The organism is Streptomyces griseicoloratus (assembly GCF_014534645.1).
GTDB classification, from domain to species: domain Bacteria; phylum Actinomycetota; class Actinomycetes; order Streptomycetales; family Streptomycetaceae; genus Streptomyces; species Streptomyces griseicoloratus.
Genome location: NZ_JACVQF010000211.1, coordinates 164,767 through 183,498 on the forward strand (window position 1 = coordinate 164,767; position 18,732 = coordinate 183,498).

An 18,732-nucleotide genomic window follows, 5' to 3' on the forward strand; every position below is an offset into this window, starting at 1 on the left:
CCTGGGTGGCAATCGACCGGAAAGGTGCTCCACGTGCGATCCATCTGGAACGGCGCCATCTCGTTCGGCCTGGTCAGCATCCCGATCAAGCTGGTGAACGCGACCGAGAGCCACTCGATCTCCTTCCGTCAGATCCACACGGAGGACGGCGGCCGGATCCGCTACCGCAAGGTCTGCGAACTGGAGGACCGCGAGGTCACCCAGGGCGAGATCGGCAAGGGCTACGAGGACGCCGACGGCACGATCATCCCGATCACCGACGACGACCTCTCCCACCTGCCGATCCCCACCGCGCGCACCATCGAGATCGTGGCCTTCGTGCCGGAGGAGCGCATCGACCCGCTCCAGATGGGCGCCGCGTACTACCTCGCGGCGAGCGGCGCCCCCGCGGCCAAGCCGTACACGCTGCTGCGCGAGGCGCTCAAGCGCAGCAACCGGGTCGCCATCGCCAAGTACGCGCTGCGCGGCCGCGAGCGGCTGGGCATGCTGCGGGTGGTGGGCGACGCCATCGCCATGCACGGCCTGCTCTGGCCGGACGAGGTGCGCGCCCCCGAGGGCGTCGCCCCGGACGCCGGCGTCACGGTCCGCGACCAGGAGCTCGACCTGGCGGACGCCCTGATGGACACGCTCGGCGAGATCGACCTGGACGACCTGCACGACGAGTACCGCGAGGCGCTGGAGGAGGTCATCGCCGCCAAGGCCGCCGGTGAGGCGCCGCCCGAGACACCGGAGCCGTCCGCCCCCGGCAAGGTGCTGGACCTGATGGCGGCCCTGGAGAACAGCGTCCGCGCGGCACGGGAGTCCCGCGGCGAGGAACCGGCCGAGGAGGCCGAGGTCAGAACGCTTCCGCCACGCAAGACGGCCTCCCGGGGAACCCCGAAGGAGACCGGCGGGAAGAAGTCGACGTCGACGGCCGCGAAGAAGACGGCGGCGAAGAAGACCGCGGCGTCGGCGAAGAAGTCGACGGCGAAGTCGGACCAGTCCGGGAAGAAGTCGGCGGCCAAGGGCACCGCCAAGAAGTCGGCGGCCAAGAGCACGGGGTCCAAGAGCACCACGAAGAAGACGGCGTCCCGCAGGCGCAGCGCCTGAGTCCGGCCCGCAGCGGCGGTGCGGGGCCGGGGGGAACCGGTCCGTCCGCGGACCGCGTGGTCAGTCGATCGTCCACGAGGCGGCGGACCCGCCGGCGGGCCGCGGGGGCTCGAAGACGGCGGGGCTCGCCGGCCCGGACGAGCCGGGGCCCACGGAGGCGACGGGCGAAGGGGAGGCCGTCGCGGGCAGGTCGACGGGGGCCTCCTCCAGCTGTTGCCCGATCGTTTCGCCCGGCCCGTCGGCCGGGACGACCGAGTCGGTGGACAACCGCGACCAGGCCGTCAGTGCCAGGGTCACCGCCGCGGCCGTACCGATCACCCGGCCCACGCGCCGGAGCCGGGCGCGGCCGTCCAGATCGCGCCACGCCGGGCCGGTCCACACGTCCTCGGCCTGCCAGAGCTCGCCGACCGCCTCCGTCCCGCCGGTGACCGGCGGCTCGGGGCGCCAGTCCGGCGTCCGCTCCCGTGCCGCGGGCTCACGGGGAGCGGAGGCCCGGATGGCGCACTCGCTGTCCGCGAGGAACTTCTGCCACACCGCCTCGGGGACGGCGGGCGCGCCGTCCGGCTCTTCCGGTGTTCCGCCGCTGCCCGGCCAGGGAGTGGTCACGGTCCTCTCTTCCTCTCGCGCTCTCACGCTCTCGCGCCTTCGGCCGGCGGTGCGGTCCTGACGCCCCGCCGGATCATCGCTCGGTGCGCGAAGAGATCACCAGGCACCACTCTTCCGCCCCTGCCGGCGCTCACGGAATCTACACGCGTGGCCGAAACCCCCGGGCCCCGGGACCTCGGCCCGCGCGGCCGGCGGGGCGGGCTCCGGAGCGGGAACCGCCTGGTGGGCGCGGTGGAGGACGACGGGACGCCGGGGCGTGAGACCCCTGTCGGGGGGATGGACGACGCCGGCGCCGCCGAGGTTCCCGTGCCGGCGGTGATTTCCACCCGGGGCGCCACCGAACCGTCCAGGCCGGCCGACCGGCGGACCAACCCCCGCCGGTCGCCGTGAGCCCCTGCTGCGGCTCACCGGCGGGAGCCGGCACGCGAGGCCGGGGGAGCCGGAGGTCGTGGCGCGGGCGTCGGCCGGGGAGCCGGAGGTGGCGGTCCTGGACTACGGAGCGTGAGGAGCCCGGGTCAGCGTGCGGTGGGCGCCGGGGTCGGTGTCGGCGTGGCCGTGTTCACGTCCAGGTCGGGGCGCGGCTTGAGAACGAGAACGCGCTCCCCGGGCCGGGGCGGAGGCGGCGTGACCTTCTCCTTCGGGAGCTTCGCCGGCCCGGTCTGCTGGAAGGTGACCCGGTCGTAGTCGACCAGTCCGGTCTTCTCCAGGACCGTGATGTGGTCCAGGACGGTGTCGTTGGCCAGGTCGGCCAGCTGCCGCACCAGGGTGTTCTTGGTGGTCGCCCGGATCTTGGCGATGGCCGGGAAGATCTGCCCGTGGGTCACGCGCATGATGTTGACCGCCGCCGAGTCGAACTCCCGGCCGCTCTTGGAGTCCACGGTCGCAACGAAGCCCTCCTGCTGCGGGGACGCCTTGTTGGGCAGCGTGATGCCCAGCTCGGGGGCGATCTCGCGGCACATCGCGTCGAGCCCGGCGTGCCCCACGACCAGGTGCTCGCCGGCCTCCTTCATCTCCTTCGTCGTACCGCGCGCCATGGCCATCTCGCCCAGCGGGTACTCCCACAGCCCGGCGGCGCGGACCTTGACCACGAAGTCCCGGTCGGCCTCGGTCACCGGCCCGTACTTGGTACCGGCGATCACCCGGTTCTGGTCGCCGTCCGCCTCGTCCAGGCCGAGCACGGCCGGGAAGGCCAGCGCGGTGAGGGTCAGGGTCATCGCAGCGAACAGGACGACGACTCCGATCCTGCTGCGGGACAGGCGCATGATGCCTCCAGGGGCGACGCGGTCGACTCGTACGCCAGGAGGTACGCAGGAGGCGCACGGATCAGTCACCGCCCCCGGGTAAAACCTGCGTCCCGGGCCGCCACGAAGCGCCTGGAAGCCCCTCGGGGCGACCCGCCCGGCCGCGGCCGCTCCCGGTCAGCCGAGGTCGGCCCCGTACACGCGGTCCACCGTCATCGTGACCAGCACCCTGCGGTCGGACACCATCACCGACCGGTACTCCTCCCAGTCCGGGTGCTCTCCGGCCGCGGCCCGGTAGTACTCCACCAGCGCCTCGACCTCCGGGCCGTGGGGGTCCGTGCCCGGTCCGGTGAGGGTCGCGACGCCCTCGGCGGTGGCCCAGGACCTGCCGTCGGGGGCGGTCACCTCCAGCGTGGCCCGGGGATCCCGGCGCAGGTTGGCCGTCTTGGCCAGCCCCTCCCGCGTGGAGATGCGGATGACGCCGGCCTCGGGGTCGTAGGCGGGCATGACGGGGGAGAGCTGGGGGCGGCCGTCCGCCTTGATGGTCGCGAGGACGCCGAGCCGGCTCTGCGCCAGCAGCGCGCGGGGGTCGAAGGACGGTGTGGTGGTCATGGCAGGATCATCACCCCTCGCACCACCGTACGGCCAGGCATTGGCCGATGCGGCCGTCCGCGAGCCGTCGCCATACGCCCGTCGGGGCTGCCCGTGACAAGTGGGCAGCCCCGACGTGGGTGAACCGGCCGTCAGCCGACGGGAGTGCGTTCCCAGCGGTAGAAGCAGCGCGCCATCGCGTCCTTCGGGCTGCGCCAGGTCTCCGGGTCGTACGCGGAGACGTACGGGGAGAGCCGCTCGCTGACGTCGCGGAACTCGGGGTGGCCGGTGAGTCCCGCGATGGTGGAGGCAGGGTCGCTCTCGCTCTCGATGAGGTGCAGGTACACATCACCGAACTGGAAGAGACTGCGCCCGGTGACGCCCACCAGGTGGGGCAGTTCGCCACGGTCGGACTCGGCGAACACCTTCGCGATGGCGGGTGCCGAGTCGGGTGCCATACGGGCCACGATCAGGGTGTGGTGCATGGGGAGGCCGTCCTTCGGTCGTGGTCAGTCGGCGAGTGCCGCGGCGGTCCGCCGCTCGCCCGCGGCCTGCTCGATCCGGTCCCGGATCAGGGCCATCTGCGTACGCGAGTTGCGGTTGATGTTGTCCTGCATCCAGGCGTCGTCGACGGGCGCGTCCGGCTTCATCGCGAAGTCCTGCACCCAACGCATCCGGGTACCCTCCGCGGTCTCGGCGTACTCCCAGACGATGTTCATGTACTCGAAGGGACCGGTCTCGACCCGGTGGGCGCGGACGGTGCGGGTCACCGGGTCGGCGACGCGCCGGGAGACCCAGCTCCACACCTTGCCCTGCTCGTCCGGGTGCATGGTGAGCCGGAACGTGACGCTGTCGCCGTCCCGTTCGAGCACGTCCACCGAGGCGTACTCGCTGAACAGCCGCGGCCAGCCCTCGATGTCGTTGGTCATGTCCCAGACCAGCTCCAGAGGCGCGGCGATGGTGATCTCGTTGTCGGTGTGTCCGGCCATGTCATACTCCTGTCTTCAGGGCGCCGTTGACCAGCGCGAGGAAATCCGCGGGCGTCTTGCAGCGCTCCGCCTGCTCGGGCAGGCCGAAGCCGTACCGCTTCTCCAGCTCGGCCACGATGCCCAGCAGGCCGAGCGAGTCCAGACCGAAGGTGTCGAAGGTGGCCTCGGCCTGCCGCTGCAGGGTGATCGGGTCGACGTGCACCCCCGCGGTCCGCTTCATCAGCGTCGACAGATCCTCGACGGTCAGCTGGTAGTCCACTTGGTCGGTCATGCGGATGTGCTCCTTCACTCGGGGGATGGCGCGGCGCCCCGTCGCAGGACGAGCGCCGAGTTGAAGCCCATGAGTCCTCGGCTGAGGACCAGGGCGGTGCGCGGCTCGGCCGGCCGTGCCCGGCCGGCCACCAGGTCGAGGTCGTGGCACACGTCGAACACGTGCGGCGTGGGCGGGATCAGTCCGTGCTCCATCGCGAGCACCGCGGTCGCCACGTCGAGCACCGGCGCCGCGCAGTACGCCCGTCCGGTCCCGGTCTTGGGCGCGGTGACGGGCACCCGCCGCGCGTGCGGGCCGAGCGCGTCCGCCAGTGCGAGGGCCTCGGCGCGGTCCGCCTCCGGGACGCCGAGGGCGTCGGCGAACACGACGTCCACGTCCTCGGGCCGGCAGCCGGCCTCCGCCAGCGCCCCCTCGATCGCCCGGGCCAGCCCGGCCCGGGACTCCTCCCAGCGGGAGGCGCCGGTGAACGTCGCCGCGTGCCCGGCCACCGTCGCCCGCGCCTCGGCCCCACGCTCCCGCGCCGTCTCCTCGGCCTCCACCACCAGCACGGCCCCGCCCTCGGCGGGAACGAAGCCGCAGGCGGCACTGGTGAACGGACGGTACGCGTGGTCCGGTTCCGTCGCCCGGCTCAGCTCCGGATAGCCCAACTGGCAGACGATCGAGTACGGGGCCAGCGGCGCCTCCGTCGCCCCGCAGACGACCGTGTCGGTGCCCTGCCGCACGGACAGCGCGGCACGCGCCAGGGCGTCCAGACCGCCCGCCTCGTCACCGGCCACCACACCGCAGGGGCCCTTGAAGTCGTTGCGGATGGAGATCTGGCCGGTGCTGGCCGCGTAGAACCAGGCGATCGACTGGTACGGGCCGACGTACCGCGACCCCTGACCCCACAGGTTCTGCAGCTCTCGCTGCCCGAACTCGCCCCCGCCCGAGCCCGCGGCCGTCACCACGCCCACCGAGTACGGCGACTCGACGTCGGCACGGCCGAACCGCGCGTCCGCCAGGGCCATCTCGGCCGCCGCCAGGGCGAAGTGCGTGTACCGGTCGGTCTGGACCAGGTACCTCCCCTCGATCAGCTCGTCGGCGTCGAAGCCGCGCACCTCGCCCGCCACCCGCAGCGGCAGGTGGGCGCAGCCCTCCCGGGTGACGGGACCCAGGCTGCTGGTGCCGTCCGCGGTCGCCTTCCAGAACGCCTCGGCCCCGATGCCGTGCGGGGCCACCACGCCCAGGCCGGTGACGACCGCGCGCCGGGGCGGTTGTCGTCCGCTCATCGCCGTCCTCCTTCGAAGCCGGAACCGGAACCGGGACCCGAGCCGCTCAGAACGACCGCGGACTGGAAGCCGCCGAAGCCGCTCCCCACGGACAGCACGTGCCGCAGAGCCCGCTCCCGTGCCTCGCGCGGCACGTAGTCCAGGTCGCACTCGGGGTCGGGGGTCTGGTAGTTGGCCGTGGGCGGCACCACCTGGTGGGCCAGCGCCAGGACACACGCGGCGAGCTCTATGGAGCCGATCGCGCCGAGCGAGTGACCCACCATGGACTTGATCGAGCTCATCGGGGTCGCGTAGGCGTGTTCGCCCAGCGACCGCTTGACCGCCGCGGTCTCGTGCCGGTCGTTCTGCTGGGTGCCCGAGCCGTGCGCGTTGACGTAGTCGACGTCCGAACCGTCCAGCCGGGCCATGTCGAGCGCGGTGTCGATCGCCCGCGCCATCTCCAGGCCCTCCTTGGTGAGCCCGGTCATGTGGTAGGCGTTGCCGAAGGTCGCGTAGCCGGAGATCTCGCAGTACACCGCCGCCCCGCGGGCCCGGGCGTGCTCCAGTTCCTCCAGGACGAGCACCGCGGCACCCTCGCCCATCACGAACCCGTTGCGGTCGGCGTCGAACGGACGGGAGGCGTGCGCGGGGTCGTCGTTGTTCGGCGAGGTCGCCTTGATGGCGTCGAAGCAGGCCATCGTGATCGGCGATATCGGCGAGTCCGCCGCGCCCGCCAGGCACACGTCGGCGCGTCCCTCGGCGACGGCGTGGTAGGCGTACCCCACCGCGTCCAGGCCGGACGTGCACCCGGTGGACACGGTCTGCACCGGACCGTGGAGGCCGAACCGCTCCGCCACCGCCGAGGCCAGCGTGCTGGGGGTGAAGGCGCGCTGCAGATGCGGTTCGGCCTTGCGGTCGTCGACGTCCCACCGCGAGCCGCGCTCACTGACCAGGACGTAGTCGTGTTCCAGGCGGGTGGTGCCCCCGACGGCCGTGCCCAGCGTGGCGCCCGCCCGCCACGGGTCCTCCCGGCCGAGGTCGAGGTCCGCGTCCCGCACCGCCTCGGCGGCGGCGACGAGCGCGAACTGCACGTACCGGTCGGACCGCTGGACCGTCGCGAGGTCCAGCCCGTGCGCCGAGGGATCGAAGTCGCACTCGGCGGCGATCTGCGAACGCAGCCCGGCCGGGTCGAACAGGGAGATCCGACGCGTCGCCGTACGGCCGGCCGACAGAAGGTCCCAGAACTGCGGGACGCCGATGCCGCCCGGGGCGACGACGCCTATGCCCGTGACCGCCACCCGACGTCCGGTCATGACGCCACCTCCGCCGTGGCCGCGGGGCGCTCGTCCCCGGGCGCGTTCCCCTGCGCCTCGTCCTCCGTGTCGACATGGCCGAGCTCCGGCCGCGGGGCCAGCGGACCCAGGTGGAAGACGATGCGCGCCTCGGCGTCCGAGACGTTGCGGAAGCGGTGCCGCACATTCGGCGGGATCAGCATCCCCTGCCCGGTCCGCAGGGAGTGGGGTGCGCCGTCCACGTCGACCTCGAACGAGCCCTCGGTGACGTACACGAACTCCTCGGAGTACGGGTGGTAGTGCTCACCGATGCGCTCGCCGGGCTGCACGATGGCCACGCCCATGAAGCCGCTGGTCGACCCGGCCGTGCTGGGGGTGAGAAGGGCGCGGAGGTCACCGCCGCGCCGGCGGTTCGGCGCTACGTCGCCGAGGGAGACGATGCGTGCCTGCTGGTCTGTCATATCGGTCACTCCGGAGAACGGAAGGCGGTGGGAGGGGTAGGGGACGCGGCACGGACGGCGCCGGGAGGCACCGGGCCGGCGGACGCCGGTCGGCCGGGGCCGCGAGGTCAGGAGGCCGGCGACCGCCGGTCCGTCAGGGGCCGCATACGGGCGTGCGCGAGCAGCCGCAGCAGCGTGCGGTCGTCCGTCAACGGCCCGTCGACGCCGGCGGCGGCCGTGTCCAGCAGCCGTCCGGCCTCCGCGGCGACACCGCCGTCACCGGCGGCCCCCCGCAGGGCCAGGACGAACGCGGGCGCGTCGTCCGGATCACCCGCCACGTCGACGACCCGTACGACGAAGTCGTCGCGATGGAAGACGGTGGCGGCGCGGACCGGACTGTCCGGCACGTGGGCCGCGGCCTCGTCCTGACGGGCCAGCAGCCGGGCCAGTCCGGCACCGGCGCCGGGCGCGACCGGATAGAACAGCGCGATCCGCCGCGTGTCCGCCGCCGTCTCGCCCCCGGACGCCACATGGTGGACGGCCGGCATGGCGGCCAGGGTGAAGAACCGCCGGGCGGACTGGGGATCGTCGAGGTCGCGCTCCTGCTCCAGATGGGGGTTGAGCGCCTCCTCGACGGCCCGCACCTCGGGCTGCCGGGCGACATGGCGCAGCGCGGTCTGCAGATCGCCCCGCACCTCCACCGCCCGAACGATCCGGTTGCCGTGCAGGAACAGCGAGGTGCGCAGCAGCCGCGTGGCATCGTCGACACGCGGCTCGGGCGATGCGTAGTTGGCGAGGATCTCGGCGACCTCGGCCTCGCTGCCGGGCCGCACGGTGAAGGTCAGCGCGTGCCGGACCACGTTGCTCCCCACCCGGGGAGCGGCCCGCAACTGCTCGTCGGGCCCCGTGCGCGGCCCCGCGTGGACGCCGGCGGTCTCCCGCAGGACGCTGTAGCGCAGCGAGCGCGTGTCGCGGACGCAGTTCTGCAGGGGCTGGACCGTGTCCAGGTGCTCCTCGCTGTTGACCCAGGCCAGGAAGGGAGCCGCGCTCTCCCACTCACTGGTGAGGAGCCACTGGGTGGGATTCTCCAGGGACTGGCACAACTGGTCGCTGACATGGCCCGGCACGGCGGCGACCCGGTGACGAATGCGCTCGTAGGCCTCCAGGAACTCCTGCTGGGTTCCGTCGTGGATGTCCAGCATCAGAACGACCCGCACGCGGGATCCGTCGAACGCCGACGTGGAGACGCCGTCCGCGGCCGCGGCCCAGGCACCCGGGGCCCTCGCGGACGCGGCGCCGGCGGACACGGCGTCCGTCGGCGCGGCGTCTGTCGCCACGGCGTCTGTCGGGACGGCGTCTGTCGACAGGGCGGGAGAGACCGTCATCCGCCACCTCTTCTCGGGGAACTTCCTCATGGACTGGGGAGCGACCACCGCGCCGCGTCGCATGACGACGCAGGCCGCCGGTCGCGTAAGCACGATCGTGGGCCGTACCCCGAGGGACCGCGAACCAGACGGGTTAAGCGGGTGAAGCCTGAGCCGCCGCGAGCATCGCGGGGCATGCATGAAGATCCCGGCCGGACCCGTGCCCGACCCCGCCCACACGTCCCGACGAGACGTCCCGACGAGACGTCCCGACAACACGTCCCGACAACGGTCCTGACCACACGTCACCACGACGACACGTCATGACGACGACGCGTCACAACCACGCGACCCAGCACGACGGAGGACACGACGCCATGGAGGACGAGCGATGAACGAACGAGCCGAGCAAGCCGAAGGGGCTGTACGAGCCGAAGGGACCGTACGAGCCGATCGAGCTGGTCAGGCCGATCTGGCCGATCTGGCCGATCGGGCCGGTGGGGCCGCACCCGGAGTCCACCGGGTCCCGGTGCTCATCGTCGGAGGCTCCCTGGTCGGCCTGTCGACCTCGGTGTTCCTCGGCCGGCTGGGCATCCCGCACACGCTGGTGGAGCGCCACGCGGGCACCTCCATCCACCCCCGCGGGCGCGGCAACAACGTCCGCACGATGGAGCTCTTCCGGGTGGCCGGCGTCGAGCCCGCCATCCGCCGGGCGGCCGCCACACTGGCCGACAACCACGGCATCCTCCAGACGCCCACGCTCGTCGGCGACGCGGGCGAGTGGCTGTTCAAGGAGATCGACCCCGGCAACGGACTGGCCCGCTTCAGCCCCAGCTCATGGTGCCTGTGCAGCCAGAACGACCTGGAACCGCAACTCCTCGACCACGCCCTCGCCCTCGGCGGCGACCTGCGCTTCCACACGGAACTGCTGTCGTTCGACGCCGACGCGGACGGTGTCACGGCGATCGTGAAGAGCCGGGACACGGGCGAACACACCACGATCCGCGCGGACTACCTCGTGGCCGCCGACGGCCCCCGCAGCCCCGTCCGCGAACAGCTCGGCATCGGACAGAGCGGCCCCGGCGACCTCTTCCACAACATCAGCATCACCTTCCGCTCCCGCCGCCTCGCCGACCACGTGGGCGACCGCCGCTTCATCGTCTGCTACCTGACCACCCCGGACGCCGACGGAGCGCTGCTCCCGGTGGACAACGTGGAGAACTGGGTCTTCCACGCCCCCTGGCACCCCGAGCACGGCGAAGCCCTCGAGGAATTCACCGACGAACGCTGCATCGACCACATCCGCCGGGCGGTCGGCGACCCGGACCTCGACGTCGAGATCACCGGCCGGGCCCCCTGGCACGCCGCCCAGCGCGTGGCACGCAGCTACCGGTCGGGCCGCGTCCTGCTGGCCGGCGACTCGGCCCACGAGATGTCCCCCACCGGCGCCTTCGGCTCCAACACCGGCATCCAGGACGCCCACAACCTGGCCTGGAAACTGGCGGCGGTGCTGGAGGGCTGGGCCGGCGAGGGCCTGCTCGACACCTACGACGCCGAACGCCGCCCGGTCGCGGAGGCGACAAGCGCCCGCGCGGCGGGCCGCTCGGTGGAACACAGCCACCCCGGCTTCACACCACCGGCCGGCGGGGTGGGAGACGTGGCCGGTCCGGGTGGGCCTGGAGGCCCGGCCGGCGGTCCCGGAGGCCCCGGCGGTCCGGGGGGACCGGGAGGGGCAGGAGCACCGGGAGGACCGGAAGGCCGTGGCGGCCCCGGCGGTCCCGGAGGCCCCGGTGGCGGTCCCGTTGGCGGCCCGGGCGCCGGTGGACCCGGCGGGGGCCCGGGCCGCGGCATCCTCAACGTCGCCCTCGGCTATCGCTACCCCCAGGGCGCCGTGGTCGGCGCAGACCCGGCGGCCCCGGTCGTGCCGGACGGACTGGACCTCACCGGCGCCCCGGGCAGCAGGGCCCCCCACCTGTGGCTCCGCCGGGGCGCCGACACCGACCGCGTCTCCACCATCGACCTCTACGAACGCATCCTCGTCCTGCTCACCGACGCGACGGAGGGCGGCGACTGGCACAAGGCGGCGACACACCTGGCCGAGGAGATGTCGGTCCCGCTGACGTCGTACCGCATCGGCACGGCACCGGACGCCGACCTGGTCCCGGACGACGCCGGCACCGACTGGGCCGGGCCCCACGGCGTCACCCGCCAGGGCGCGGTCCTCGTCCGCCCCGACGGATTCGTGGCCTGGCGCTCCCCGGGCCCCGCCCCGGACCCGGTGTCGGTGCTGCGCGAGGTGCTGAGGACGGTCCTGTCCCGACCGGCGTGACGCGGCGTGAGGCGGCACGACGCGACCGAGGGGCCCCGGGGCCGGGCCGGAGGGGAACATCCCCGGCCCGGCCCCGGGGCATCCGCACGATGGGGACGCGGTCAGCCGGACGGCTCCGCGCACGCAGTACCGGACCGCCGAGCGGGCAGGTGAGGGACATGGTCGGCGAATCGGATGACGAGAGGGCGGCGCGGCGGCAGGGCGTGAGCGGACACAGGCTGGTGCCGCACACCGCCGACGTGCGCATCGAGGCATGGGGCGCGAGCCGGGAGGAGTGCCTGGCGGAGGCCGCCCTCGGCTTGGTGGGCTGCTTCGCGGACGTCTCCGCGGTCCGGCCCACCGCCGTGGAACGGGTGCGCTTCGCCGAGGCCAGCGGCGACGAACTGCTGGCCGCCCTGCTGGACGAGGTGGTCTACCGGCTGGAGGTGCACGGACAGGTGCCCGTCGACATCGAGACGGAGGCGGCCGACGGCGGCCTGGAGGTGCGCCTGGCCGTCGCCGCGCTGGCGGATGTGGAGATCGTCGGTGCGGCCCCGAAGGGCGTCTCCTGGCACGAGCTGCGGTTCGGCCCGGACGCGTACGGCTGGTCGTGCGCGGTGACTGTGGACGTATGAGACGGACGTATGAAACGAAACGTATGAGACGGACGTCTGAGACGAACGTCCGCCACGGCCGCCGCTGTGACTCGGACACGACGGGTCAGCCCTTGACCACCCCCAGCGGAACCAGCCGCGCCACCGTACGGCACAACCCCGCCCCCTCGCTCGCGGCGACCACCGCACCGACGTCCTTGTACGCCTCCGGAGCCTCCTCGGCCAGCCCCCGCCACGACTTCGGGCGCACCGCGATGCCGTCGGCCTCCAGCCGGGTCCGCAGCTCCTTGCCGGTGACCGCACGTGCCGCCCGGTGGCGGCTCATCACACGGCCGGCGCCGTGGCAGGTGGAGAAGAAGGCGTCGCCCTCGGGCACTCCGGCCAGGACGTACGAGGCCGTGCCCATCGTTCCGGGGATCAGCACCGGCTGCCCGTACTCCCGCAGGTCCTCGGGCAGGTCGGGGTGGCCGGGCGGGAAGGCACGGGTGGCGCCCTTGCGGTGCACGCACAGGCGCCGCCGCGATCCGGCCACCGTGTGGGTCTCGATCTTGGCGAGGTTGTGGGACACGTCGTACACCAGCGACAGGCGCACGCCCGCCGCCTTCTCGAAGGCCCGGCGTGCGGCGTGGGAGAGCAGCTGGCGATTGGCCCGCCCGTAGTTGGCGGCCGCGGCCATCGCGCCCAGATAGTCCCGTCCCTCCGGGGAGTCCACCGGCGTGCAGGCGAGCTGCCGGTCGGGCACGGTGATGCCGTACCGGCTCATGGCGTGGTCCATCGCCCGGACGTGATCGGTGCAGATCTGGTGGCCGAGACCCCGCGAACCGCAGTGGATCATCACGCACACCTGTCCCGCGGAGAGTCCGAACGCGGCCGCGACCCGCTCGTCGGACACGTCGGCGACCTCCTGGACCTCCAGGAAGTGGTTGGCGGACCCCAGGCTGCCGACCTGCCCGAGGCCGCGCTCGCGGGCCCGCGCACTCACCTGCTCGACGTCGGCGTCGGCGACCGCTCCGCCGTCCTCGCAGCGGGTCAGGTCGCGCTGTTCGCCGTACCCCTCGTCGACGGCGTACCGGGAGCCGCCGTTCAGGATCCGCTCCAGTTGCCCGGGGCCGGTCATCTTCCACACGCCGCCGGGGCCCGCGCCGCGCGGGATCGACCGGTCCAGGGCGTCCATGATCGCGGGCAGGGCGGGCTCCACCGTCCGCCGGTCGGCGTCGGCCGCCAGCAGCCGCACCCCGCAGGAGATGTCGAAGCCGACCCCGCCGGGGGACACGACCCCGCCGTCGTCGAGGTCGGTCGCGGCCACGCCGCCGATGGGGAAGCCGTAGCCCCAGTGGATGTCCGGCATGGCGTACGAGGCGACGACGATGCCGGGCAGAGTGGCCACGTTGGCGACCTGCTCCAGCGACTGCCGGGCGTCGGCGAGCAGGTTCCGGGAGGCGAACACCACCCCGGGCACCCGCATCGGTCCCCGGGGTTCGATGCGGTAGCGGTAGGGGCGCTCCTCGACGAGTTCCATGGCGGCCTCACAGTCGGTCAGGGTCCTGGGACCCGTCCACCAGGCCGGGCCCCGTCGTCTCCCTGTCCCCGTCGTCTTCCTGCACGGCCCGCCAGCCGGTCCACCGCAGAACACCGACCGCGATCACCGGTCCCTCCGGCGGGCGCTGCCGGTACTGGGGGTACTTGCTCCGCAGCAGCTCCATGGCGGCGGCGTATTCCGGCTGTGCCGGCGCGTCGTCGGGCGGCAGGACACGTGCGTCTCCGTCGGCCCGTACCCACCACAGGCGGTCCCAGTCCTCGTCGTAGAGATCCACCAGAAGGCTGACGGCCGGATGCGCGGCGATGTTGCGCAGCCGCCCGAGCCGCTGCGAGCGCTTCGGCTTGTGGTCGACGGCGGTGACGACGGCGTCGCCGTCCCGGGCGAAGACGACCGGTACGAGCTGCGGGCGTCCCGCGGGGTCGACCGTCGCCAGCCGCGCGACCCGGGCCGCACCGAACCGCCGCCGCGCCTCGTCCCGTCCCATCTCCGGCATCACGGACCCCTTCCGCCTCAGCGGTGCGCCGAGACGGCCGCGGCGTACTCGTCGAGGGTCCGCAGCGTCTCGTCCTCCGGAAGGGTCGGCAGGTACAGCAGCACCCGCTCGACGCCGAGCCCGGCGTAGCCCTCGAGCGCCTCCGGGGCGTGCGGGGCGGCGTACACCACCACGGGTGTCGCGGCGCCCGTCACCTGCCGCATCCGGTCGATCCGCGGGCCCAGCTCCTTGGGGTGGACGCCGCTGGGCATCCACGCCGACCCGTACTCGGCCACCCTTTCGAAGGTCCGCTCGCTGTCACCTCCGACGTAGACCGGCGGGTGGGGCTGCTGCACCGGCTTGGGCCAGGAGAAGACGGGGTCGAAGTCGACGAACTCGCCGTGGAACTCGGCCTCCTCCTGGGTCCACAGCGCGATGACCGCGCGGACGCGCTCGTCCATCAGCCGGCCCCGGGTGCGCGGGTCGGTGCCGTGGTTGCGCATCTCCTCCCGGTTCCATCCGGCGCCGACCCCGAACACGGCCCGGCCCTGGGAGATCAGGTCGAGCGTGGCGACCTCCTTGGCGGTGTGGATCGGATCCCGCTGGACGATCAGGGCGATGCCGGTGCCGAGGAGCAGGTTCCGGCTGGCGACGGCGACCGCGCCGAGGGCGACCAAGGGGTCGAGGGTGCGGTAGTACATGCGGGGCAGCTCGCCGCCCTCGGGGTAGGGGGTCTCCCGGGAGACCGGGATGTGGCTGTGCTCCGCGAGGAACAGGGCGTCGAAGCCACGCTCCTCCAGGGCGGGGCCGAGCGCGGCCGGCCCGATGCCCTCGTCGGTGAGAAAGGTCGAGACTCCGAACTCCATCTGCCCCACTCCACTCCTCGCGACCGCCGGACCATCCGCGTACCCGCTGGCCGCCCTCTCTCCCCCTCCCTCCCCCTCCCGTCCGACGGCCGCGTGGCCGCAGGGACGAGGGGTACTCGTCGACGACCGGTCCGCACTCCTCCCGAGCGTCCCGGGAGATGACTCGAATCCGGGAGATGACCCGAATGCTGTTCCTCGGACTGCTCCTCCTCGCCGTCACCGGAGCCTTCACGGCCCTGTTGATCATCGGAAACCTGTCCGGCGGCCCCGAGTACACCGTGTCGGTGCTCGGCCAGCAGATCGTCACCCTGAACGCACTGGCGATCTTCAGCTCCGGCCTCGCGCTGGCCCTGATCTTCTGCCTGGCCCTGGCCGCGGTGAAGAGCGGCGCGTCACACCGCCGCCACAGAAGGCCACGCGCGTACGACCCACACGACCGCACCGCGATGCACCATTGACCGGGCCGCCACCCGGCCGCCCGGGACCTACGATGGCGCCATGGCCGTCGACCTCTTCGCAGGCATCCCCGTCAACGACTACGCAGCGGCGCTGGCCTGGTACGAGCGGCTGCTCGGCTCCCCGCCGACGTTCATCCCGAACGACACGGAGGCGGTGTGGGAGCTGGCGGAGCACCGCTACCTGTACATCGAACACCGCCCCGGTCACGCCGGCCACGCCATGCACACCGTCTTCGTCGACGACTTCGACGCCCGCGTCGCCGGGATCACCAACCGGGGCCTGAAGCCCTGGAACCGCGAGACATACGCGAACGGCGTACGCAAGGCCATGTACCGGGACCCGGACGGCAACGAGATCGGCTTCGGCACAGCCCCCCTCTGAGCACACCTACCCCGAGCCGATCGAGTACGGCACTGTGTCTCCTACCGTGTACGTCAGCCATGAGGGGGGATCGGCGTTGTGGGAGCAGCTACCGGCCCTGATCGGCGTGGCCGTAGGAGCCGTCGGCTCCTACGCGGCGACAAGCCTCACGGAACGCAGCCGGTGGCGACGGGCCAGAGCCGAACGCTGGGACCAGAAGAGACTGGACACGTACGCGTCCTACGCGAACACCCTGAAGCACCAGATCAACATCGCGCAGCGCATCGGCGCATCAAGGGGCTTCCAGCACGCCGTCGACCCGCTGGACCCGGAACAGGGCCTCACCCAGCTGGCCGAAGCCGAGGCACGCCGCGCGGCCGAGTGGGAATCGGTCCTGCTCGTCGGCGACGCCGAAACGATAGGCGCGGCCCGTAAATGGCACGAAGCAGTCTGGAACATCGAACTCTACGCCCGCGGCCTGAAAACCGACCCGCCAGGCTGGGAGCAGGCGATCCGCCACCTGAGCCAAGCCCGCGACGATTTCTACACCCTCGCTCGCCGCGACCTGGGCATAACCGGACCACCCCCACCCTCCGGCAACTGGCCCCGAGCCTGGCAACAACAAGACGAACCGACCTGAGAGCATCGACGGACGAAAGCCTCGGCCCGAGCGCTGGTTGGGCGGTCGCACGGGGTGGAGCCGAGCTCACGGCTGGGTGCTTCGTCGCGTACGAGCCGCACGCCCGCAGCCTCAGGTTGCCAGTAGCACCTGCCGCGTCGCGTTCCGTCTCGCCAGCAGTCGGCCGCCACATGGGTCCCGTCCGATTCGCGCTCTACGCATGTGCTGCCGAGCTGCCGACTCTGGACGTCATGGGGCCATTACAGGGGGAGCCGCGTCGACTGAATGGCGGGCAGTTGCGCTGCCTGTACTGCGGTTTGCTTCAGGACCGAGTGGCGACGCTTGAGCACGAATGGGTCTTCTTGGAACCGGACATGACGCCGCTGGCCCATACGGTGCCGGCGGAGCACCGGTGGATCGAGCTCTCCGACGGTCGGGTCACCGTCTACGGCGTCTGTCCGCCAGACCCATTTCAACGGTGCCGTATCGAGCACCGGCTGGCTTGCTCGGCACAACGGCTACCAGACCTCTGGCCGTGGCTGACGGCGCTGCGAGCGGAGAACGGGCGGCGAGCGGAACGGCAGTTGCAAGCTGCCCCGGAGCCGTCGGAGCCTCCGGAGGAATGGCCGGATGCGGGGTAACGGTCACGCTTGCGTACACCAGCTCACCGAGCGGGAAAGGTGAGTCGCAGAACGATCTCACCGTCATCGATCTCCCCGGTGCGCTCGAACCCGAACTTCTGATAGAAGGGCCACGGTTCGCCCTCACCGGGCTCGTAGCTGGTCAGCAGCTCGGTGGCGCCGTCCGCGCGCACCAGCGTGGCGACCTGCATGAGCGCCTCACGGCCGATCCCTCGCCTCTGGTACCGCTTGTCGACGAGGAAGCGCCAGAGGAAGTGACGCCCTTTGTAAGGACCCACCGGCGGCTTCCACGAAAGCATGACGAAACCGACTGGTTCGTCACCGCGGTACACGGCGCGATACCAGGGGTTGGCCTCCGGCTTCTTCGCCGCCTCCTTGAGCGACTTGGACACGGAGGCGACGAACTGCTTCTGATCACCTCGGACATGGAGGCCGCGAACGGCATCCCGGTTGTCGTCGGTGATCTCACGCAGATGCACGCCTGGGGATTGAATGTCACACCCCTTCCGCATTCCGGCAGCTGCGCCATCCGGGCCTACGCGAAAAGCCGCCACCGGGAGGCATTCCCATGCGCCCGCGATATTGCGCGCGCCAGGTCGGACATCTTCGCAGCGTATTCGACGCAGGCGATCTGGACCGGCACTGGCACGCCGGACTGCGACCGCGTCCAAGGCAGCTTCCGGAGGAGAGCAGCACGGCCTGACACGACGATGCGCACGCGAGTACGACTGAGACCACCCGGCCATGCCCGAAGCCCCTGGCATCCACCAGAGGCCTCGGTGTTTTCCAGGTGTGCTTGCTCAGAACGCTGGTTCCACGGTGTCCTCGGTCGGGAGTTGCTGTGCGCGGGTGCCGAAGGGGTTGTCGATGACATACCGCCAACGGCCGTCCGGACCCCGCCGGGCGATGTCGGTGGCAGTGCCCTCGACGTGCACGGCCTGTCCCTCCGGGCCGGTCCCGTCGATGACCCAGTCGACTATCAGCAGCGCCACGTCTCCGCTGCGGTACACATGCCGCGGACGGACCGCGATGGGAACTCCGAGCTTTTGCAGGCGGCTGTTTGCGGTGTGCAGGTCCGGGCCGTTCACCGGCATCCCCGGCTGCGGGACCAGCACCGCCGCGTCCTCGTAGACCTGCGCCAACGCGGCGGCGTCGCCGCTGTTGAACCGCTCGGCGAACACCGCGGGCACTTCTTCGGGCCGATCGGCCAAGGCTCGCATGATCGACAGACGTCCTTCCGGGCCGGGAGAATCGAAGTGCCCCACACGTTAGGAGGCGATCTCGTGACTCACCGAACGGTTGGTCACCCGGCAGGGCTCCCCGACGACCCGCGCGCGAACGTCACCGCACCCACCCCCGAGTGCCCGGTGGAGATCACTCTGTCGGCACTGCACGGTCGCTGGACGACGCTGGTGGTTCGCGAACTGCTGCGTGGCGACCGCTCCTACAGCGAGCTGCGCGCGGCCCTGCCCATGTTGTCGGACAAGGTGCTGTCCGACCGGTTGGCACAACTGGGCGAGGCCGGAGTCGTCGAGCGCGACCGTCGACCGGGCTGGCCGCCACGCGTGCGCTACGCACTCACCCCGAGCGGACACCGCCTCGGCCCTGTCCTCCAGGCTCTGTGGGACTGGGGAGCGGAGGCGTCGGTACGAGACAGCGGGGCTGAGAGTGGCCATGAGACGAGCCCAGCTCACTGATCGGCCGAACAGAGCCGTCTCCCTGC

The 18,732-nt window shown here is 72.2% G+C and carries 23 protein-coding genes; 8 read left to right on the forward strand and 15 right to left on the reverse strand.

Going from position 1 to position 18,732, the window contains the following annotated elements:
• Positions 1 to 33: 33 nt before the first annotated feature.
• Positions 34 to 1,089 (forward strand): non-homologous end joining protein Ku, encoded by a 1,056-nt coding sequence (gene ku, locus H0H10_RS25245; RefSeq protein WP_188183389.1) that lies wholly within the window; start codon positions 34 to 36, stop codon positions 1,087 to 1,089.
• A gap of 60 nt (positions 1,090 to 1,149) precedes the next feature.
• Here ku and H0H10_RS25250 read toward each other — a convergent pair whose 3' ends face one another.
• The 10 genes from H0H10_RS25250 to H0H10_RS25295 all read right to left on the reverse strand — a co-directional run bounded on the left by H0H10_RS25250 (position 1,150) and on the right by H0H10_RS25295 (position 9,151).
• The gene (locus H0H10_RS25250; RefSeq protein ID WP_188183390.1) at positions 1,150 to 1,695 is read right to left on the reverse strand and encodes a hypothetical protein; all 546 of its coding nucleotides are present in this window, start codon (positions 1,693 to 1,695) and stop codon (positions 1,150 to 1,152) included.
• Positions 1,696 to 2,210: 515 nt separating this feature from the next.
• Positions 2,211 to 2,957 carry a DUF4142 domain-containing protein gene (locus tag H0H10_RS25255; RefSeq protein ID WP_188183391.1) on the reverse strand — a complete coding sequence of 249 codons (747 nt, stop codon included), beginning with the start codon at positions 2,955 to 2,957 and terminating at the stop codon, positions 2,211 to 2,213.
• Between the two features lie 156 nt (positions 2,958 to 3,113).
• Positions 3,114 to 3,548, reverse strand: coding sequence for a PPOX class F420-dependent oxidoreductase (locus tag H0H10_RS25260; RefSeq protein ID WP_188183392.1), 435 nt, complete (start codon positions 3,546 to 3,548; stop codon positions 3,114 to 3,116).
• A gap of 131 nt (positions 3,549 to 3,679) precedes the next feature.
• Positions 3,680 to 4,012: a TcmI family type II polyketide cyclase gene (locus H0H10_RS25265; protein ID WP_188183393.1), complete on the reverse strand. Its 333-nt coding sequence runs from the start codon at positions 4,010 to 4,012 to the stop codon at positions 3,680 to 3,682.
• A gap of 24 nt (positions 4,013 to 4,036) precedes the next feature.
• Positions 4,037 to 4,516 (reverse strand): SRPBCC family protein, encoded by a 480-nt coding sequence (locus H0H10_RS25270; RefSeq protein WP_188183394.1) that lies wholly within the window; start codon positions 4,514 to 4,516, stop codon positions 4,037 to 4,039.
• 1 nt (position 4,517) lies between these two features.
• Positions 4,518 to 4,787, reverse strand: a complete 270-nt coding sequence (locus tag H0H10_RS25275) for an acyl carrier protein (RefSeq protein WP_188183395.1) — start codon at positions 4,785 to 4,787, stop codon at positions 4,518 to 4,520.
• Positions 4,788 to 4,801: 14 nt separating this feature from the next.
• A complete protein-coding gene (locus tag H0H10_RS25280) occupies positions 4,802 to 6,055 on the reverse strand; it encodes a ketosynthase chain-length factor (RefSeq protein WP_188183396.1) in 1,254 nt (417 codons plus the stop codon).
• The gene (locus H0H10_RS25285) at positions 6,052 to 7,347 is read right to left on the reverse strand and encodes a beta-ketoacyl-[acyl-carrier-protein] synthase family protein (RefSeq protein WP_188183397.1); all 1,296 of its coding nucleotides are present in this window, start codon (positions 7,345 to 7,347) and stop codon (positions 6,052 to 6,054) included. Before H0H10_RS25285 ends, H0H10_RS25280 begins: the two co-directional genes overlap by 4 nt.
• Positions 7,344 to 7,787 carry a cupin domain-containing protein gene (locus H0H10_RS25290; protein ID WP_188183398.1) on the reverse strand — a complete coding sequence of 148 codons (444 nt, stop codon included), beginning with the start codon at positions 7,785 to 7,787 and terminating at the stop codon, positions 7,344 to 7,346. The genes H0H10_RS25285 and H0H10_RS25290 overlap by 4 nt, the downstream gene beginning before the upstream one ends.
• Positions 7,788 to 7,894: 107 nt before the next feature.
• The gene (locus H0H10_RS25295) at positions 7,895 to 9,151 is read right to left on the reverse strand and encodes a SchA/CurD-like domain-containing protein (RefSeq protein WP_188183399.1); all 1,257 of its coding nucleotides are present in this window, start codon (positions 9,149 to 9,151) and stop codon (positions 7,895 to 7,897) included.
• Positions 9,152 to 9,659: 508 nt separating this feature from the next.
• Here H0H10_RS25295 and H0H10_RS25300 point away from each other — a divergent pair.
• Together H0H10_RS25300 and H0H10_RS25305 are read left to right on the forward strand one after the other, a co-directional pair.
• Positions 9,660 to 11,459 carry an FAD-dependent oxidoreductase gene (locus H0H10_RS25300; RefSeq protein WP_444875695.1) on the forward strand — a complete coding sequence of 600 codons (1,800 nt, stop codon included), beginning with the start codon at positions 9,660 to 9,662 and terminating at the stop codon, positions 11,457 to 11,459.
• Between the two features lie 158 nt (positions 11,460 to 11,617).
• Positions 11,618 to 12,073 carry an archease gene (locus tag H0H10_RS25305; protein WP_188183400.1) on the forward strand — a complete coding sequence of 152 codons (456 nt, stop codon included), beginning with the start codon at positions 11,618 to 11,620 and terminating at the stop codon, positions 12,071 to 12,073.
• An 85-nt stretch (positions 12,074 to 12,158) separates the two neighbouring features.
• Here H0H10_RS25305 and H0H10_RS25310 read toward each other — a convergent pair whose 3' ends face one another.
• Genes H0H10_RS25310 through H0H10_RS25320 form a run of 3 tightly spaced genes read right to left on the reverse strand, consistent with a single transcriptional unit; the run spans position 12,159 to position 14,930 of the window.
• Positions 12,159 to 13,571: an RtcB family protein gene (locus tag H0H10_RS25310; RefSeq protein ID WP_188183401.1), complete on the reverse strand. Its 1,413-nt coding sequence runs from the start codon at positions 13,569 to 13,571 to the stop codon at positions 12,159 to 12,161.
• A gap of 7 nt (positions 13,572 to 13,578) precedes the next feature.
• On the reverse strand, positions 13,579 to 14,085 hold the full coding sequence (locus H0H10_RS25315; protein ID WP_188183402.1) for a TIGR03668 family PPOX class F420-dependent oxidoreductase: 507 nt from the start codon (positions 14,083 to 14,085) through the stop codon (positions 13,579 to 13,581).
• 17 nt (positions 14,086 to 14,102) lie between these two features.
• Complete coding sequence (locus tag H0H10_RS25320) at positions 14,103 to 14,930, reverse strand: LLM class F420-dependent oxidoreductase (protein WP_188183403.1); 828 nt, start codon at positions 14,928 to 14,930, stop codon at positions 14,103 to 14,105.
• A 176-nt stretch (positions 14,931 to 15,106) separates the two neighbouring features.
• Between H0H10_RS25320 and H0H10_RS25325 the strand changes: the two genes are divergently transcribed.
• From H0H10_RS25325 to H0H10_RS40210, 4 genes are all read left to right on the forward strand, one after another.
• Positions 15,107 to 15,388 carry a hypothetical protein gene (locus H0H10_RS25325; RefSeq protein WP_306420975.1) on the forward strand — a complete coding sequence of 94 codons (282 nt, stop codon included), beginning with the start codon at positions 15,107 to 15,109 and terminating at the stop codon, positions 15,386 to 15,388.
• A 40-nt stretch (positions 15,389 to 15,428) separates the two neighbouring features.
• On the forward strand, positions 15,429 to 15,770 hold the full coding sequence (locus H0H10_RS25330; RefSeq protein WP_188183404.1) for a VOC family protein: 342 nt from the start codon (positions 15,429 to 15,431) through the stop codon (positions 15,768 to 15,770).
• 46 nt (positions 15,771 to 15,816) lie between these two features.
• Positions 15,817 to 16,389 (forward strand): hypothetical protein, encoded by a 573-nt coding sequence (locus H0H10_RS25335; protein WP_309141888.1) that lies wholly within the window; start codon positions 15,817 to 15,819, stop codon positions 16,387 to 16,389.
• A 230-nt stretch (positions 16,390 to 16,619) separates the two neighbouring features.
• Positions 16,620 to 17,009: a DUF6083 domain-containing protein gene (locus H0H10_RS40210; protein ID WP_223180384.1), complete on the forward strand. Its 390-nt coding sequence runs from the start codon at positions 16,620 to 16,622 to the stop codon at positions 17,007 to 17,009.
• A gap of 23 nt (positions 17,010 to 17,032) precedes the next feature.
• Here the strand turns inward: H0H10_RS40210 and H0H10_RS25340 are convergent, their stop codons facing one another.
• A complete protein-coding gene (locus H0H10_RS25340; RefSeq protein WP_188183405.1) occupies positions 17,033 to 17,488 on the reverse strand; it encodes a GNAT family N-acetyltransferase in 456 nt (151 codons plus the stop codon).
• A 321-nt stretch (positions 17,489 to 17,809) separates the two neighbouring features.
• Positions 17,810 to 18,229 carry a YybH family protein gene (locus tag H0H10_RS25345; RefSeq protein ID WP_188183406.1) on the reverse strand — a complete coding sequence of 140 codons (420 nt, stop codon included), beginning with the start codon at positions 18,227 to 18,229 and terminating at the stop codon, positions 17,810 to 17,812.
• A gap of 63 nt (positions 18,230 to 18,292) precedes the next feature.
• Here H0H10_RS25345 and H0H10_RS25350 point away from each other — a divergent pair, with 63 nt between their 5' ends.
• Positions 18,293 to 18,706, forward strand: coding sequence for a winged helix-turn-helix transcriptional regulator (locus tag H0H10_RS25350; protein ID WP_188183407.1), 414 nt, complete (start codon positions 18,293 to 18,295; stop codon positions 18,704 to 18,706).
• Positions 18,707 to 18,732 lie beyond the last annotated feature (26 nt).